This is a genomic window from Rhizobium sp. BK176 (genome assembly GCF_024808055.1).
On the sequence record NZ_JANUBV010000007.1, the window covers coordinates 139,360 to 156,869 of the forward strand.

At 60.4% G+C, this 17,510-nt stretch carries 14 protein-coding genes; 4 read left to right on the plus strand and 10 right to left on the minus strand.

The genetic code is table 11. From position 1 onward, the window contains the following. Positions 1-66 precede the first annotated feature (66 nt). Both FHT76_RS21620 and FHT76_RS21625 read right to left on the minus strand, forming a co-directional pair. Entirely contained in the window at positions 67-1,479 is a 1,413-nt protein-coding gene (locus tag FHT76_RS21620; protein WP_259185883.1) for an FAD-binding oxidoreductase, read from the minus strand. 106 nt (positions 1,480-1,585) lie between these two features. Continuing rightward, entirely contained in the window at positions 1,586-2,620 is a 1,035-nt protein-coding gene (locus tag FHT76_RS21625) for an aldo/keto reductase (RefSeq protein WP_183860859.1), read from the minus strand. A 95-nt stretch (positions 2,621-2,715) separates the two neighbouring features. Here FHT76_RS21625 and FHT76_RS21630 point away from each other — a divergent pair, with 95 nt between their 5' ends. Further along, entirely contained in the window at positions 2,716-3,618 is a 903-nt protein-coding gene (locus tag FHT76_RS21630) for a LysR family transcriptional regulator (RefSeq protein ID WP_183860861.1), read from the plus strand. Between the two features lie 160 nt (positions 3,619-3,778). Then, complete coding sequence (locus tag FHT76_RS21635; RefSeq protein WP_183861403.1) at positions 3,779-4,873, plus strand: AbrB family transcriptional regulator; 1,095 nt, start codon at positions 3,779-3,781, stop codon at positions 4,871-4,873. On the opposite strand, the gene FHT76_RS21640 is transcribed toward FHT76_RS21635, so the two are convergent. Then, the gene (locus tag FHT76_RS21640; protein WP_183860863.1) at positions 4,833-5,720 is read right to left on the minus strand and encodes an AraC family transcriptional regulator; all 888 of its coding nucleotides are present in this window, start codon (positions 5,718-5,720) and stop codon (positions 4,833-4,835) included. The two genes, FHT76_RS21635 and FHT76_RS21640, sit on opposite strands and share 41 nt — an antisense overlap. 33 nt (positions 5,721-5,753) lie before the next feature. Here FHT76_RS21640 and FHT76_RS21645 point away from each other — a divergent pair, with 33 nt between their 5' ends. Beyond that, positions 5,754-6,161 carry a DUF2000 family protein gene (locus tag FHT76_RS21645; protein ID WP_016554479.1) on the plus strand — a complete coding sequence of 136 codons (408 nt, stop codon included), beginning with the start codon at positions 5,754-5,756 and terminating at the stop codon, positions 6,159-6,161. A gap of 50 nt (positions 6,162-6,211) precedes the next feature. Here FHT76_RS21645 and FHT76_RS21650 read toward each other — a convergent pair whose 3' ends face one another. The 4 genes from FHT76_RS21650 to FHT76_RS21665 form a co-directional block, all read right to left on the minus strand. Continuing rightward, positions 6,212-6,877: an OmpA family protein gene (locus tag FHT76_RS21650; protein WP_183754638.1), complete on the minus strand. Its 666-nt coding sequence runs from the start codon at positions 6,875-6,877 to the stop codon at positions 6,212-6,214. 194 nt (positions 6,878-7,071) lie between these two features. Next, a complete protein-coding gene (locus FHT76_RS21655) occupies positions 7,072-8,067 on the minus strand; it encodes a flagellin (RefSeq protein WP_016554481.1) in 996 nt (331 codons plus the stop codon). Between the two features lie 248 nt (positions 8,068-8,315). Then, the gene (locus FHT76_RS21660; protein WP_183860864.1) at positions 8,316-11,471 is read right to left on the minus strand and encodes an efflux RND transporter permease subunit; all 3,156 of its coding nucleotides are present in this window, start codon (positions 11,469-11,471) and stop codon (positions 8,316-8,318) included. Further along, the gene (locus FHT76_RS21665) at positions 11,468-12,634 is read right to left on the minus strand and encodes an efflux RND transporter periplasmic adaptor subunit (RefSeq protein WP_183860866.1); all 1,167 of its coding nucleotides are present in this window, start codon (positions 12,632-12,634) and stop codon (positions 11,468-11,470) included. The genes FHT76_RS21660 and FHT76_RS21665 overlap by 4 nt, the downstream gene beginning before the upstream one ends. 411 nt (positions 12,635-13,045) lie before the next feature. On the opposite strand from FHT76_RS21665, the gene FHT76_RS21670 reads away from it, so the two are divergent. After that, on the plus strand, positions 13,046-15,535 hold the full coding sequence (locus FHT76_RS21670) for an ATP-dependent helicase (protein WP_183860868.1): 2,490 nt from the start codon (positions 13,046-13,048) through the stop codon (positions 15,533-15,535). Between the two features lie 318 nt (positions 15,536-15,853). Here the strand turns inward: FHT76_RS21670 and FHT76_RS21675 are convergent, their stop codons facing one another. From FHT76_RS21675 to FHT76_RS21685, 3 genes are all read right to left on the minus strand, one after another. After that, positions 15,854-16,201 carry a hypothetical protein gene (locus FHT76_RS21675; RefSeq protein WP_183754630.1) on the minus strand — a complete coding sequence of 116 codons (348 nt, stop codon included), beginning with the start codon at positions 16,199-16,201 and terminating at the stop codon, positions 15,854-15,856. A gap of 88 nt (positions 16,202-16,289) precedes the next feature. Then, positions 16,290-16,691: a DUF488 domain-containing protein gene (locus FHT76_RS21680; protein ID WP_183860870.1), complete on the minus strand. Its 402-nt coding sequence runs from the start codon at positions 16,689-16,691 to the stop codon at positions 16,290-16,292. Between the two features lie 50 nt (positions 16,692-16,741). Then, on the minus strand, positions 16,742-17,434 hold the full coding sequence (locus tag FHT76_RS21685) for an isoprenylcysteine carboxylmethyltransferase family protein (protein WP_183860872.1): 693 nt from the start codon (positions 17,432-17,434) through the stop codon (positions 16,742-16,744). Positions 17,435-17,510 lie beyond the last annotated feature (76 nt).

Consider the following 17,510-nt stretch of genomic DNA (forward strand, 5'->3'; position numbering starts at 1 on the left):
TCATGCCCGGTTATTTCCCTCTCGGTCGGTCTCGCCTGGTAGACAAGCGCAACAGAGTGTTCGTTTTCAGGCAATATGGAATATCTTTCCGGGATTGAAGATATCGTCCGGATCGAGCGCTTTCTTGACCTGCCGCATGAGATCGACCGTGCCGCCAAGCTCCTCTTCGAGGAACGCCATCTTGCCTTGGCCGATGCCGTGTTCGCCGGTGCACGTGCCGTCCATCGCCAAAGCGCGGGCATTGAGCCTGCCGACAAAGGTCTCAGCGACAGCAATACCTTCGTCGGTCTTGTCGTCGAACAACAGGAGCACATGGAAATTCCCATCGCCGGCATGTCCGACGATCATCGCCAACAGGCCATGTTGCTCTATATCGGCCTGCGTCTCGCCGATGCAATCGGCAAGACGGGAAATCGGCACGCAGACATCCGTCGAGAGCGCAGCCATTTCCGGCGCCAGCGCACGCGATGCCCAATACGCATCGTGCCTTGCCTTCCAGAGCATGCTGCGTTCCTCGGCGTTAACGGTCCACGAAAACGCGCCACCCCCGCATTCGGAGGCGATCTCGGCAAACTGTTCCGATTGCAGAGCAACGGTCTCATCCGTACCATGAAACTCGAGGAAGAGCGTCGGCTTCTCCTCGTAGTTCAGCTTCGAATAGGCATTGCAGGCGCGAATTTGCAGCGCATCCAAAAGTTCGATGCGGGCGACGGGAATACCCATCTGGATGGTCATGATCACGGCGTCGCAGGCGGCTCGAATGGTCGGAAAGGCACAAACGCCACCGCCGATCTTCTGCGGGATGCCCTGCAGCCTCAGCGTCACGGACGTCAACATGCCAAGCGTGCCTTCAGCTCCGACGAACAGCCGGGTCATGTCGTAGCCGGCGGACGACTTGCGTGCGCGTCGCGCAGTGCGGATTTCCTCGCCATTTGCTGTCACCGCCGTGACCGCGAGCACATTGTCCTTCATCGTGCCGTAACGCACGGCATTCGTTCCGGAGGCCCGCGTGGAGGTCATGCCACCGATCGAAGCATTTGCTCCGGGATCGATCGGAAAGAACAGACCGGTATCACGGAGATAAGTGTTCAATTCCTCACGCGTCACACCGGGCTCGACGGTGCAGTCAAGATCCTCAGCATTGACTTCAAGAATCCGATTCATTCGGCTGAAATCGATCGATATACCGCCATTCGGCGCATTGACCTGCCCTTCCAGCGACGAGCCGGTGCCGAAGCCAATGACCGGTACCTTATGCTCGGCGCAAATCTTGACTGCAGCCTTCACATCGTCGGCACTCTCTGCAAAAAGCACGCCGTCTGGCAGCTGAGCCGGGATGTAGGTAGTGGTATGCGCGTGCTGTGCACGGAACGCCTCGCCGGTCTGGAAGCGCTCACCAAAGCTCTGTTTCAGAATACCAAGAGCGGCGGCGATGCCTGCCTCGTTGCGTGTTCCGGATTTTGCATCCTTGAGCGCCATCTCTTTGATCTCCTTCACCTTCACACCCGGAGGCAGGTTGGTATGAGACAAGAGATGGCGCCTGTCTAGTGCATGATCGGGTAGAACCGTCCCCTATCGTGCGCCCTTAGACCAACGGCGGGTTGAGCCGCGCAAAAGCTTCCTGCCTGCGGTATGGAAAGTGGGGATAAGGCGCGGTAACTTCACTCGCGTTATCGAGCTTTTCAACCTGCTCCTTCGACAATGACCACCCGACAGCTCCGAGATTCTGCCGCAGCTGCTCCTCGTTGCGCGCGCCGATGATGACACTGGAAACGGTTGGGCGGCCGATAAGCCAATTGAGGGCGATCTGCGGGACAGTCTTGCCCGTCTCTTCGGAAACCTCGAACAATGCATCGACGATATCGTAGAGCTTCTCGTCATCGACCGGCGGCCCGTATTCTGCCGTCTGGTGCAGCCGACTGCCCTCCGGCAACGGCTGACCGCGCCTGATCTTGCCGGTGAGACGGCCCCAGGCAAGCGGGCTCCAGACCAATGCGCCGACGCCCTGATCGGCGGCGAGCGGCATCAGTTCCCATTCGTAGTCACGACCCGCCAGCGAATAATAGACCTGATGTGCAACATAGCGCGGATAGCCATGCTGCTCGGCAATCCCGAGCGACTTCATCAACTGCCATCCCGCGAAATTCGAGACGCCGACATAGCGGATTTTCCCTGCAGCAATCAGCCCGTCCAGCGTTGCGAGTACCTCTTCGATGGGTGTCGAAGCATCGAATGCATGGAGTTGCAGCAGGTCGATGTAGTCCGTGCCGAGGCGCTTCAACGCCTCGTCCGTGGAACGTATGAGTCGCGAGCGCGACGTTCCCCAATCCGCCGGTCCATCGCCCATCGGCAATGCGATCTTGGTTGAGATCAGTACAGCGTCGCGCCGACCAGCGATCGCCTGGCCAAGGACCTCTTCGGAGGCACCGGCCGAATAGACGTCGGCCGTATCGAAAAGGTTGACGCCCGCTTCCAACAAAATGTCGACCAAGCGTCGGGCTTCGGCTGCGTCGGTATTTCCCCATGCGCCGAAGAGCGGGCCTGAGCCTCCGAATGTTCCCGCGCCGAAGCTCAAAACCGGCACCCTGAGGCCTGATGCACCGAGATTTCTGTATTCCATGATCGGTCTCCGGTGTGGACTTCAGAAGAGATAGACACTGAATCTACCGTGATATAGATTGCCGGAAGGAAAATTATCCGTGAATTGAAGTCATCATGAGCAGGCAAGACATCAATCGCTCCGGCGAAATGGAAGTCTTCGTGCGCGCCGTCGAACTCGGCGGCTTCACGGCCGCGGCGCGTGCCTGCCGAATGACTCCGTCTGCAGTAAGCAAGCTCATAGCACGCCTTGAGGCACGCCTTGGTGCTCGCCTCGTCAACCGTTCGACCCGCAAGTTGCATCTGACGCCTGAAGGATCCGCCTTTTACGATCGCAGCGTTTCCATCCTTGCTGATATCGCAGAGGCGGAACGCTACGCATCATCAGGTGAACAGGCCACGGGGCCTATACGCATCAACACCAGCGCCTCCTTCGGCCATCATATCCTTGCGCCGCTGGTTTCCGAATTTCTGGCGCTTAATCCCGCCGTCACACTCGACGTCTCGCACACAGACGCCATCGTCGATCTCGTCGAGGATCGCGCCGATGTCGCGATCCGCGCCGGACCGTTGAAGAGCTCCAGCCTCATTGCGCGCAAGCTCGGCTTCACCCGCAACGTCATCGTGGCATCGCCGGACTACCTGAAGCGCGAAGGCGAGCCGAAGACCATTACCGACCTGACGCACCATCGCCGCGTTGGCTTCTCCTACGCGCGCAGCGTTCGGGGCTGGCCGTTACTCGATGGCGGCGAGACCATTGCGCTGCCGATTACGCCAGGCGTCCAGGTAGGCGACGGCGAAGCGATGCGATATATGGCGCTGTCAGGTGCTGGCCTTGTTCGCCTCGCCACCTTCACCGTTCGCGCCGATATCGAGGCCGGCCGGCTGGTCGCGGTTCTCGAGGACATCAATCCCGGCGACATAGAAGAATTCTACGCCGTCTATGTTGGCCAGGGCGGCCCACTGCCGGCGCGCGTCCGAGCGCTTCTCGACTTCCTCGCGGAGCGCGTCAGCCTCTGACATCGCGTCTGCAGAATTTCGCAATTGACCCCTTCACCGGCCGGCGCCTATATCGGCACATATCCTTCGGCCTCCTCGGCCGGCCTCTTTTGCCAGCCAGTGCTGCTCCCCTGTTTCGCTCGATCGCGGTTCCAGCATTGGCAAGACATGCATGGGAATCATGCCGTTGCACGACGCCAGCCGCTTCTTTCAATACGCCAGCCTGCCGCGGTGGATCCTCCTGCTCAGCGTCTCCACCGTGCTTGTAGTCGGGCTCGAATTGCTCGGGCTGCCGGCCTCGCTCCTGATCGGCCCCATGGTGGCGGCGATTGTCCTTGCCTTATCCATCGGTCAGGGATCGCTCAAGGTCCCGCGCTGGCCCCTCCTCTTCGGGCAGGCGCTCGTCGGCTTTCTGATGGCGCGCGCCATCACCGTTGACATCCTCAAGACCATGGCCACTGACGCGCCACTCTTTCTCGCGATGATCCTCTCCGTCATCGCTGCCGCAGCCGGTCTTGGCTGGTTGCTGACGCGCTGGCAGGTTCTACCCGGAACGACGGCGGTCTGGGGCTCTTCGCCGGGCGCAGCCTCCGCGATGGTGATCATGTCCGAAGCCTATGGTGCCGACGCCCGTCTCGTCGCGTTCATGCAATATCTCCGGGTGGTCTTCGTCGCTGTGGCGGCCTCGGTCGTCTCGCGCCTCTGGGTCGCCGCCGATGGTGGCGAACCGCCGCCGTTCATCCTCTTCCCACCGGTCGACTGGCAGGCGCTGGCTGCGACCATCGCACTCACCTGCCTGTCCGCCTACCTTGCGGTGCGTTTTCGCATTCAGGGCGGCACGATCACGGTGCCTCTGGTCCTTGGCGCCCTGCTTCAAGGCCTCGGTCTACTCAAGATCGAACTTCCGCTCTGGCTGCTGGCGATCAGTTATGCCCTGATAGGCTGGAACATCGGGCTTCGTTTCACCCGCGGGATCGTCATGCACGCCGCTCGCGCACTGCCGCGCGTCGCTGCCTCTATCCTGCTGTTGATGTCGATCTGTGGCTGCATGGCGTTTGCCTTGCACAAATTCGCAGGTGTCGATCCGCTCACAGCCTATCTGGCGACAAGCCCCGGCGGCGCCGATTCTGTGGCAATCATCGCAGCTTCGAGCGATGTCGACGTGCCCTTCGTCATGGCGATGCAAACCGCTCGGTTCCTGGTGATCCTGTTCACCGGCCCGATGCTGGCACGCTTCATCGCACGCCGCTCCGGCCTTGCGGAAAAGTCCGTCTAAGGCTCGCCCATTGGCCGGGTGTCATTCCATAGGCATTTTTGAAATGGCGGGTGAGATGGCTCTGGTCGGCAAAGCCGGTCGCCGCCGCAACATCAGACAGCCCGTCGCCTGCGCCGATCATCGCACGCGCCTGCTGCAGCCGCCGCATGAGCAGATAACGATGCGGGCTTGTTGCAAAAGCCGCCCTAAAGTGCCGGGAGAGAGAAAAGCGGTCGAGACCGGTGACAGTCTCAAGCTCGCCGGATCGCACGGCTTCCGTGGCATGCGCTTCGAGATAGTCGCGCGCCAATCTTGCGCGCTGCCACGCCACGCTGCCGAGCGGCCGTTGTGGAGCCTTCGCATGTTTTGCAAGTCCGCCCGCAACACGCGAAACGAAATCGTCGACGAACAACTCGTCGAGCTCGCGATCGAGCTCTGTAAGGGCTCCGAGCAGCGTACCTGCAAGAATCGGATCCCGGATGACAGGATCGTCAACGAAGGGAAGCCCGATCTTCTGCGCTCCAAGGCATTCGAGCAGTAGCGCCGGCTCAAGATAAAGCATGCGATACTGCAGCCCGTCGTCAGTACCAGCCCCACCGTCGTGCTCCTCATCTGGGTGGAGTACGAGCACCTGTCCCGGCATACTGAAGCGCCGCTGGCCACGATACGAAAACGTCTGCACGCCCTTCATCGTCACACCGAGAGCGTAGGTATCGTGGCGATGAGGCTCGAACGCCTTGCCGGAAAACTGCGCTTCCATCCGCTCGATTCCGGGAAAGGCCGGCGCAATCACGATCCCGTCTGCGCCGGGCTCGGTGCACAAACGTTCAAGACCCTCGAAGGCGTGACTGTTTACATCCTGGTCCAACGCGACTTTCGAACCCGTATGAAAGAGACTGGAATGTTTGATACCAAAATTGCGATCGTCCTGCGAAACAATCTTGCATCCTGGCAGAAGCTGAACGTCACTGCCTTTCTAATGAGCGGCATCGCCGGACAGCACCCCGAGATGATCGGCGAAGCCTACAAGGACCGCGCCGGCAATCTCTACAATCCACTTTCCATCCAGCCGATCATCGTCCTATCGGCCGAGGACGAGACGATGTCGGCGATCCATCGCCGCTCCCTGGAGCGCGGCGTAACCTCATCGCTGTTCATCGAAGAGATGTTTGCAACCGGCCACGACGTTGCCAACAGGGCCGTCTTTGCAGAATACGCACCTGACGATGCCAAGGTTGTCGGCATCGCCATCCGGGCGGAGAAGAAGATCGTCGACAAGATCACCAAGGGCGCGACGATGCATCAATAACGAAAACGGCCGGGCGTTGGCCCGGCCGTTTCTGTTGACTGCAGGCTGGATCAGCTCTGGGTGACAGGCGCGATCTGTATTTCGACGCGGCGGTTCTGAGCACGACCGGCTTCCGTCGCGTTGGAAGCGACCGGTTGCGACGGACCGAAGCCGACGGCCGAAACGCGGCGCGGATCGATGCCCTGCGTGCCGAGATAATCGGCAACCGACATCGCGCGGCGCTGCGACAGGTCCTGATTGTGCTGCAGGCTGCCGGTGGAATCGGTGTGGCCGTTCACATCGATCAGCGTGCGGTTGAACTTGCGCAGGACGATCGCCACAGAATTCAGCGTCGGATAGAAGCCAGACTTTACGGCATCCTGGTCGACATCGAACGTGATGTTGGACGGCATGTTGAGGATGATGTTGTCGCCGCGGCGGGTCACCGAGATTCCGGTTCCCTGAAGCTGGGCGCGCAGTTCCGATTCCTGCTGGTCCATATAGTTGCCGATCGCGCCACCTGCGAGCGCGCCTACGCCGGCGCCGATCAGCGCGGCATTGCGACGTCCTACCGGCGAGCCGCCGACTGCCAGGCCGGCAAGCGCGCCAACGCCGGCACCGAGCAGCGCGCCGCCCGACGTGTTCGACATCTTCTGTTCGCCCGTATAGGGGTCGGTCGTGGTGCAGGCGCTAAGGTAAGTTGCAGCAACAGCCAAAAGTATGAATTTCTTGATCATGGACAGGCGGATCTCCAGTTCGGTGTTGATGCGACCAGTATTAAGGATTGCGGCAACAAGATGAAACCGACGCTTTCAGACACTGGAAATTGGGCAAATTGCACAACTACTGCGGATCGCAAGCAACAGCGATGAGCCAAGTGCCCACGTCGCCCGTCGGAATCCGGGCGACGGTTGTATCGCAAGGCGACCCGTCAGAAGTTCTGGAAGAGCTGGCGAACCGTGTCATAGCTGGCGTTGGCGATGTTCAGCGACTGTAGGCCAAGCTGCTCTTGCGTTTGTAATGCACGCAGCCGGCTCGACTGCTCCTCCATGTCGGCATCGATCAGGCGACTGATACCGCGGGCGTATGAATCGTCCAACGACTGCGCGAAGTCGCTCTGGATGCTGATGCGCTTCTCGAGCGCGCCGAAGGCCGAACCCACTGTCGTCATCTGGTTCAGCATCATGTCGACGACGGTGATCATCTCTTTCACCTGCGCCTGCGTCGTGCTGCTCGAAACACCAATTTCGACCTGCCCGGCCGTATTCCCCGCGCCCTTCAACATCACGTAGTTTTGTGAGGCTCCCGCCTCGGTCGCGAAATACTGGGAGGTAAGAGCGCCATATTCACCGGAGCCCGTTGTCCGATCGTCGATCAGGTAGCGGGCATCCTTCGATGTCGTCGCCCCAACTGGGGCAAGATCGACCTCGTAGCTCAGCATGTCGACCTTCACCGTCCCGTCGGAATAGCGGATGAAGGAAGATGGGATCTCCCTTGGTTTGGAGGGATCAGCCGAATCGTCGATCGCAACCCAGTTATCACCGTTAAACTCGGCAGACTGCGCAACCGACCGCAGCTGATCCTTCAGGTGTGCGATGTCCGTGTTGATCTTGTCCTTGTCGACGCCGGACTCGGTCGCCGCCACCAACTTTGCCTTGATCTCGCTCACGAGATCGATCGCGTTGTCGACGGCGTTGTAGGCTGTGCCCATGGTGGCAGCCGCAAGACCGAGAGCGTCGCGAATGGCTGACTGGGCTTTCTGATCGGTTTTCAGCGTTGAACTGATCGCCCAATAGGCACCGTTGTCGGACGCCTTTTCCACTCTGAGGCCGGTGGACACCTGCCTCTGGGTCTTTGTCATATCACGACCAATGTCGCGCAATACATACAGCGCGGCATCCACCGAAGTGCGCCGATAAATGCTCAAGGTACTGTACTCCGAACACAACAATACACTGATACAAACAAACCGTACCGCGAACGATCATGTCCGGGAGCGCCTGAACGAGGCGCCAGGGTGATCCTCTCAAAACGCTGGAGGACCTATCGGCTTCTGTGGGAATGATTACCGCTCATGCTTAAAAAATATCTAAAATTGAGAGGAAATTCATCCAATTCTACAACTTTTTATAAGCTATAACTCGCAGGATTTTACCCGCTCAAGGCGCGCTTCGCTTACTCGGCCGCCTGAAGCCGTCCAGCCTTGGCGGCAGGGCGCGGACGAGAGGCGTGCGCCATTTCTTCGTGTAGCCGCTCCTCTTCGTGAGCATGCGGCTTCGCAAAGCGCGCGATGAGCAAGTAAGCCACCGGGGTAATGTACAGCGTCACCAGCGTCGCAAAACCGAGGCCGCCGACAATCACCCAGCCGAGGGCAATGCGCGCTTCCGCGCCGGCGCCATGCGCGAAGACCAGTGGTACACCGCCAAGGATCGTTGCGATCATGGTCATCATCACAGGTCGCAGCCGCAACGCACATGCCTTTTCGATCGCCGCACGCACCTCCTCGCCGCGATCCCGCAGCTGGTTCGCGAACTCAACGATGAGAATGCCGTTCTTCGCCATTACGCCGACGAGCAACACAAGGCCAATCTGGCTGTAGATGTTGAGGCTGGAGCCGGTGATAACAAGCGCGAACACGGCGCAGGCAAGCCCGAGCGGCACGGTTGACATGATGATGACGGACGACAACACGCTCTCGAACTGCGCGGCCAGAACCAGGAAAATAATGACGATGGCAAAGCCGAAGGTCAGCGCCATGCCACTCGAGTTTTCCTCAAGCGTTGCGGCCTCCGCGAGGGGCACAAGGCGAGCGCCGGCGGGCAGGATCGACTTGGAGATTTCAGTTGCCTCCTTGACCGCGTCTCCGAGGGAGAGGCCACCCCTCAGGCCCGCAGTGATCGCAACCGAAGCAAGTTGCTGTTCGCGATTCAGCTGCGGTGCGACCGAGCTTTCCGTCAGCGATGCAATCACCGACATCGGGACAATCTTGCCATCACCGGTCTTGAGGAACACATTCTCGAGATCCGTCGGGTCGTCGAGCGGCCGTGTGTTCGAGGTGAGCAGTACCGGGTAGGCTTCGCCCTTGACGAAGACGTCGACGACCGAGCGCCCCTCAAGCAGCGACTGCATGGCCGTCGAAAGGCCGGTGATGTCGATCCCAAGATCCGAGGCGCGCTCGCGGTCGATCGTCACAGACACCTGAGCCTGGGTCGGTTCGTTGGTCAATCTCGGCGTATCGTAATGCCCGGTCGCGTCCAGTGCATGGACCAATTGGGCGGCCGCGGCCGTCAGCGCCTCGTGATCGTTGCCAACAAGAGCCATCTGCAGGCCGTTGCCGGCGCCGCGAATGCGCAGGCTGTTCGACTGGATGGCGTTGCCACGGAGCGCCGGGACCCTCGCAGCCGTGCGATTGATGTCTGTCACGATCTCTGCCTGCGTACGTTGACGCTCGCCCCAAGGCGCCAATGTCAGCACCATGAAGCCGCTATTGACCTGTCCGCCCTGCCCGGAGATGGAAAAGATGTTGCTGATATCACCGCTGTCGACGAGCGGCTTAAGATACTCTTCGACCAGCTGCATCTTGTCGCGCGTGTATTCTAGACTGGAACCCTGGGGGGTCGTCAGGCGCATCATCACCAGCGCTCGGTCTTCATTCGGCGTCAGCTCACTGCGGACCGTCTGGAACGCGAGGACCGCCGCACCCGCGAAAATCAGGCAAGCGACGATGACGATCAGCGGGGCATTCAGGCAGGCATGCAGCGACCAACGGTAGGCATCGGCGAACCATGTGCCGAAACGTCCGAGAAGGCCGTGATCTTCGAGCATCTCCTTGGTCAATATCCGCGAGGCCAGCATTGGGCACAACGTCAAGGCGACGATCGACGAAAGGCCGACGGAGAAAGCGAGCACGAAACCGAATTCTCGGAACAGCCCACCCACCTGCCCCGGCAGGAAGGACAAGGGAATGAAGACCGCGGCAAGCGTTGCCGTCGTCGCGATGACGGCGAAGAATACCTCGCGCGTGCCAAGCACGGCAGCCGCCCTTGGCCCCATGCCTTCCGAGCGTCGACGCACGATGTTTTCGAGAACGACAATGGCGTCGTCGACGACGAGACCGGTTGCCAGCACGATCGCAAGCAGCGTCAGGATGTTGATCGAGAAGCCAACGAGATAGACAGCCGCCAGCGTTCCGATCAAAGCCACCGGCATACTGACCGCCGGAATGATCGTTGCTCGCCAATCTCTGAGGAAGAGATAGATAACAATGGTGACGATGACGGCAGCGAGAATGAGCGCCAGCACGACCTCATGAATCGCGCCCTGGATGAACACGGCATCATCGCTGGTGATGGCGATCCGCGTGCCCTCAGGCAGCGTCTTGGAGAGCTCGGCGACAGCATCCTTGATGCCGTTCGAGATGTTCAGAGTGTTTGATTGCGCCTGGCGAATGATGCCGAGACCGATGCCAGGGACGCCGTTCGAGCGCAGCGCCGTCTGCCCGTCGCGCGGCCCAAGTGTCACGTTCGCCACATCGCCGAGGCGAACGTGGTTCTGCAGGATGACGTTGGAGAAGTCTTCCGGCGTCTGCAGGCTTGCCATCGCACGCACGACGATCGTCTGCGTCGGGCTCTTGAGCGATCCTGCGGGCACGTCAAGAGCCGCGCTCGACAGCGCCTTCGTGAGATCCCCGACGGTCAGCCCTCGACTCGCGAGCTCGCTCTGGTTGACGTCGACGCGGAAAACCTTCTCCTGGTCGCCATAGGTTTCGACATCGGCCACGCCGTCGACCGAGGCAAGGCGATCGATGACCTGGTTTTCGACGAGAAGGGTCAGATCGTCCATGTTGAGTTTGGACGAGGTGACTGCGAGGCGCATGATCGGCTGGGAATCCGAATCCGCCTTGACGATCTGTGGCGCATCCGCCTCTTCGGGCAGGCGATCGGCGATGCGACCGATGGCATCGCGCACATCGTTTGCGGCAACCGCGAGATCGACGGAATCGGAGAATTCCAGCGTCACCCGGCTCTGGCCGAACTGCGAGCTGGAGGAAATCGACTTGAGGCCGCTGACGCGCGCGGCCGCCCCCTCGATCACCTTCGTCAGTTCCTGATCGATCGTCTGCGGCGAGGCACCGTCGAACGTGGTGCGAACGGTGACGACGGGCCGATCGACATCAGGCAGTTCGCGCACTTCGATCCCGGCATAGGCTGCAAGGCCGGCGACAATCATCAGGGCATTGAAAACCAGCGCAAGGATCGGGCGCCGGACGAACAGCGCCGTAAATGTCTGTTTGCCGGAAGCCGGCTTGTCCTGCATTTCAATCACGTTCATTGCGTGACGGGCTCCGAATTCGACGCGACTTCGCCGGCAACCCGCACCGCGCCGCCCTCACGGACGCGCTGCAGGCCCTCGGTAACGATGGCGTCGCCATCCTTCAGATCAGCCTTGACGAGAATGTAGTCTGGATTGCGCTGCACGATACTGACCCGCACTTTGCCGGACTTGCCATCGACGACCTGCCAAACAAATGCCCCTTGCGAGTCCCATTGGACTGAAAGCGGATCGACCGCCGGATATCGGTCGCCGCCGAATTTCATTCCGACATTGAAGGACATGCCCGCGCGCAACTCGTCGGAGGCGTTGTCGATCCGGGCCCGCACGCGCATCGTCCGACTTGCGGCGTCTATACGGTTGTCGATTGCTTCGACCACACCTGAAAAAACGCGTCCCGGTCGGGCGACCGACGTCGCCTCGACCGGCTGGCCGACTGTTATCGTGTTGGCGAAGCGTTCAGGCACCCAGTAGTCGACGAGGATTTCGGTCCGATCGTCGAGCGTCGCGACCGGTGTCGTCGTCGAAACGTTGTCGCCGATGTTGACCGGGATGATGCCGACAATGCCGTCGATCGGCGCAACGATGCTGCGGCGCTCAAGATTGAGTTCGGCTGCCTGCAACTGCAAGCGTGCACCCTGCTCCGCGATCTCGGCATCGAAGACATCCATGCGCGACACGCTGGATTTGATGTTGTGGTAGAGGCTGGATTTCTCGACAGCGCTCTTCAACGCGACATCAGCCTGGCCGCGAGCGATGACTTGCTCTTCGCTGTCCAGCTTTGCCAGAACCTGCCCTTTGGTGATCCTATCGCCCGACTTGATCAGAATCTCGCGGATCGTGCCGCTCGCCTGCGGCATGACCACCACAGAACGAATGGCATCTCCCGTCCCGATGGCGCTCAAGCGATCATTGACGACACCACGGACGACAGCTTGAGTGGCGACGAGAACCGGAGCATTGGCGCCGCCACCGCCACGCCGCCGTTGTCCCTCTCCGCCGGCGGCCGGTTGCGAACTAGCCTCGCTGGGCGCCAATTTTGAAACCTCTGAAAAACCGGCCTTACGCAGCGTCTCGCCGGCCCCAGGCACAAAGTAAACCCATCCGGCAAAGCCGGCCGCAATTACGACAACGCAAACTACAAACTGCTTCCAAAATGGCATTCACGTCTCCAGAGGGACTCGAGGCTAGTCCAGGGTCTATCGAAAGAGGCGTTCGCAGGACAAATTGCCGCGCGTCTGCGACAATATTGTCCCTTTGCTGACCACCGGCAAGCGAATTGGTCCCGCATTACTGAATTGTAATATCAAGACTGAGTTACTGTTGTGGCAACTCTCAACCCTCTGGACCGTGTTGTAGAATTTCGTTCTCAACGTCAAATGACGGTTTTGTTTCCTAACGTTTATTGACGATGCTTACGCGCAACCGCAGCTGTCTCTTGCAGCATATGCGGGCAGTTCCCGGAGCCGGCTTTCTCGAATGCCCGGCGTAAGCTGAGGAAAGCTGGCATCGAGGGGAATGAAAGCAGAACATCTTTTCTGGCCTTTCCATCCCGAATCACTACATTACGCGCCATGAGCAATAGTTTCGACGATATCCCCTTCTTCGATGAAGAGCCGGATGAGGCGCCGCGCAAGCAGCCGGCTCCTGCCGCTCCGGCCGCTGGAGGGCTCGCCGCCCGCGCCATGGCTGCGCGCGGTGGCGGCAAGCGTCCCGATTATCTTTCTGGCTTGAACCCTGAGCAAACCGAAGCCGTCGAAACGCTGGAAGGCCCCGTTCTCGTGCTTGCGGGCGCGGGTACCGGCAAGACGCGCGTTCTGACGACGCGCATCGCCCATATCCTCAACACCGGCCGCGCATTTCCCTCGCAGATTCTTGCCGTCACCTTCACCAACAAGGCTGCACGCGAGATGAAGGAGCGCATTGCCGTTCTCGTCGGCGGCGCGGTCGAGGGCATGCCTTGGCTCGGCACGTTCCATTCGATCGGCGTCAAGCTCCTGCGCCGCCATGCCGAACTCGTCGGACTTCGCTCCGATTTTACCATTCTCGACACCGACGATGTCGTGCGCCTGATCAAGCAGCTGATCCAGGCAGAAGGCCTGGATGACAAGCGCTGGCCTGCCAAGCAGTTCGCCGGCATGATCGATACTTGGAAGAACAAGGGCCTAGGACCGGGGGACATTCCGGAAGGCGACGCCCGCGCCTTCGCCAATGGCAAGGGCCGCGAACTCTACTTTGCCTACCAGCAGCGGCTGTCGACGCTGAACGCCTGCGACTTCGGCGACCTCCTGATGCATCCGATTGCGATCTTCCGGAAGAACCCGGATCTTCTCAAGGAATATCACGGCCGCTTCCGCTACATCCTGGTCGACGAGTATCAGGATACCAACACCGCCCAGTACATGTGGCTGCGGCTGCTTGCGCAACGTCCGAAGGGCGAACTTCAGAATGTCTGCTGTGTCGGTGATGATGACCAGTCGATCTACGGCTGGCGCGGCGCCGAAGTGGATAACATCCTGCGCTTCGAGAAGGATTTTCCGGGCGCCAAGGTCATCAAGCTCGAGCGCAACTATCGCTCGACGGCGCATATTCTCGGTGCCGCCGGTCACCTGATCGCCCACAACGAAGGCCGCCTCGGCAAGACGCTTTTTACCGACCGTAGAGATCCAGAGGACATCAAGGTGCAGGTGCACGCCTCGTGGGATTCCGAGGAAGAGGCCCGCGCCATCGGCGAGGAGATCGAGCAGCTTCAGCGTGGCGCCGCTACCGGCAAGCGGCATCTGCTGAACGACATGGCAATCCTGGTTCGCGCCTCGTTCCAGATGCGCGAATTCGAAGACCGCTTCGTCACGCTTGGCCTCAACTACCGCGTCATCGGCGGCCCTCGGTTCTACGAGCGCCTGGAAATCCGCGATGCGATGGCCTATTTCCGCCTCGTCGCCCAACCTGCCGACGACCTTGCCTTCGAACGCATCATCAACACCCCGAAGCGCGGCCTCGGCGATACGACCGTGCGCGCGCTTCACGATTATGCCCGGGCCCGCGACATTCCGATGCTGGCAGCCGCAGCCGACATGATCGAGACTGACGAACTGAAGCCGAAAGCGCGCAAAGCCCTCTTCGACGTCGTTCAATCATTCCGCCGTTGGCAGGAGATGCTCGAGAGCACGCCGCATACCGAGCTTGCCGAGCAGATCCTCGAAGAGTCGGGCTACACCGACATGTGGAAGAACGACAAGTCGGCCGATGCGCCGACCCGTCTCGAAAACCTCAAGGAACTCATCCGCTCGATGGAAAGCTTCGAGTCGATGCGCGGCTTCCTCGAGCACGTCGCGCTGGTGATGGACGCAGAGCAGAACGAAAACCTCGACGCCGTCTCGATCATGACGCTGCACTCCGCCAAAGGTTTGGAATTCGACACCGTCTTCCTGCCAGGTTGGGAGGAAGGCTTGTTCCCGCACCAGCGTTCGCTCGACGAAAGCGGCCGCGCCGGTCTCGAGGAGGAGCGCCGCCTTGCCTATGTCGGCATCACCCGCGCCAAGCACCGTTGCCACATCTGGTTTGTCTCCAACAGGCGCATCCACGGCCTCTGGCAATCGACCATACCGTCGCGATTCCTCGATGAATTGCCGGAAACGCATGTCGAGGTTGCGGAAACCGAACAGAGCTATGGTGGCTACGGTCGCGGCGGCGGCGGTTACGGCCAGTCGCGCTTCGACAAAGCTGATCCCTTCGCTAGTTCCTCTTATTCGACGCCCGGGTGGAAGCGTGCCCAGCAGAACAAGACGGACGCCACCCGCGACAACTGGGGCACACGCTCGGGCCACGCCGTCGAACGCATCGGTTACGGCGAAAGCGGCCCGCGAGGTCGCACCATCGATGGCGAACTGGTGGCGAAATCGACCGCCACGGAACCGTCGAAATTCAAGACCGGCGACCGCGTCTTCCACTTGAAATTCGGCAACGGCAACATCGTCGAGATCGAGGGCAACAAGCTGACGATCGAGTTCGACCGTGCCGGGCAGAAGCGGGTCTTGGATGGGTTTGTCGAACGGGTTTCGTAAAGCGAGGATTGTGCGTTTCGTAAAGCCTTGCTCTCTCCGGAATCCGGGCCTCACCCATTCGTGACTTCGTTTGCGGCGGCGCGTCCCGCATACTGCGCTCCCGCGCGCACTGATCGCGGGAGAGTAAGAGGACGCAGATGAAACGTTATTCGCTATCTCTGATCGCAGCCTCGCTCATGATTGCCGTCTTGAGCAGTCCAACCATCGCCTTTGCCTGCAACCACATCATTCTCGGGACCTGACATCGAGGGTGCATGAACGCGGCACTTGCCGCGGCAGCGAGGAAGTCCGAATTCGCAGAGCGGGCATGACGCCCGCTCACCCCAGGATCGGCATCGAACCCAGCCCCAATATGTCGTTGAGCAATGCCAGCCCGATCCCGGCGGCGACGACCGCGATCCCGATCAGAAACAACCGTCTGGCCCGGTCATACTTGGCAGCAATCAGCGAATCCCGGGCGAGCAGATCGGCGAAAACCTTGACCTGCAACGCAATACCCACTGTCAGCAGCAGCATCGGCAGAATGTCGATCCGGCTCCAATCGTTTGGATTCGAGACCCAGCGGCTGACGAAGCTCAGGGAAAAGCCGAGGATGATGCCGGCTGCCGTCAGCGAGCCGTTGCGGAACGTCGCGTCGATCTTCTCTTCTGGACCGGGCTCGGTCATGGCTTGGGCTCCGGGTTATCCTTCGGCAAAGAAAGGCAGAGATTCCCGGAATCGGCAAGACCACGGCTCGCCGCAGATCATATGGACACTAGGCGCAGGCTTCAGCCGCAAACCTTGCGCCCCGCTCTTCAAGCAGGCGTCGCAAGACGCTTCGATGGCATCTGCTTTCGCTCTCACAGTAGCAGCCGATCGAAAAATTACTGGCATGGGAAAGCGTCGCCAGCAGGTCGAGCACATGGCTCGCCTCCGGCACTTTCATTTCCTTGGTGAAGCTGCGCACGAAGGCCGTCCACTCGGCGTCGGTGGTTGCCGCCTTCGCTTCGGTGACAAGCACCTGGCTCGGCGAAAGGATTGGCAGCCACACGTCATAATAGTTGCGGCTGGCAAACTCTTCTTTCGGCACGGCCCGCGGCGGCCGGCGAACAGTGCCGATCCGCACGCCTTCACCTTCTCCCCTCGGTGACCCCAATTGCACGACACTAATAGCCACTGCAGCCTCTCCATCGACCCGCCGCGATATCTACAGCAAACGCCGCGCTCTCACCAGAGACCCGGGAAAAGGCGCCACCTGACCTGTTTGCGGTAGGCGCCATAACCCGGCAGATCCCGCACGAGGTGTTTTTCCTCGTCGAGCAGCCGCGCGATAAGGCCGCCCAGGATCGGCAGCACCACGAGCACGCCCCAGTAAGAGCCGAGCGCCAAGGGTACGCCGAGAAACATCGGCAAGGCTGACGCATACATCGGATGACGCACAAGGCTATAGAGACCCGTCGAGATCACTCGCTGCTCAGCGGTCACGCCGACGGTCGCCGCCGCAAACGAGTTCTGCCGGAACACAAAGAAGAACCCGATGTAGCCGGCAGCGATCAGCAGGTTGCCGAGAACGACGACAGCGACGGGAACGGAGCCCGACCAACCATACCGGTAGTCGAGCGTCGAGACGACGAAGAGCGCGATAATTGCAACGCTGTTGAAGGATTGTATGCGCTTCTGCGATGGCTCACGTTCCGCCGTCGGCCCGACGTGGAGACGCTGCTCAACCAGTTTCGGATCGTGATTGACGAAATATACCGTAAGGGCCGCGGACCATCCGCAGAAATTCGCAAGAAACAGCCATCCTTGCCAATAAGACAGGGAACCCGCGATAAGGAAGGTTATCACCAGCATGACGAGGCAAAACTTCACAGTCGCCACCGTCGCTTGCCGCCCGATACTCTGAACGCCACTCACCATTGTCACACTCTCGCGTGTTTGTAGCCGCGAGATCCCATTACCCTAGATTGGCCTGACGACGCGCGCGTCAATGGCG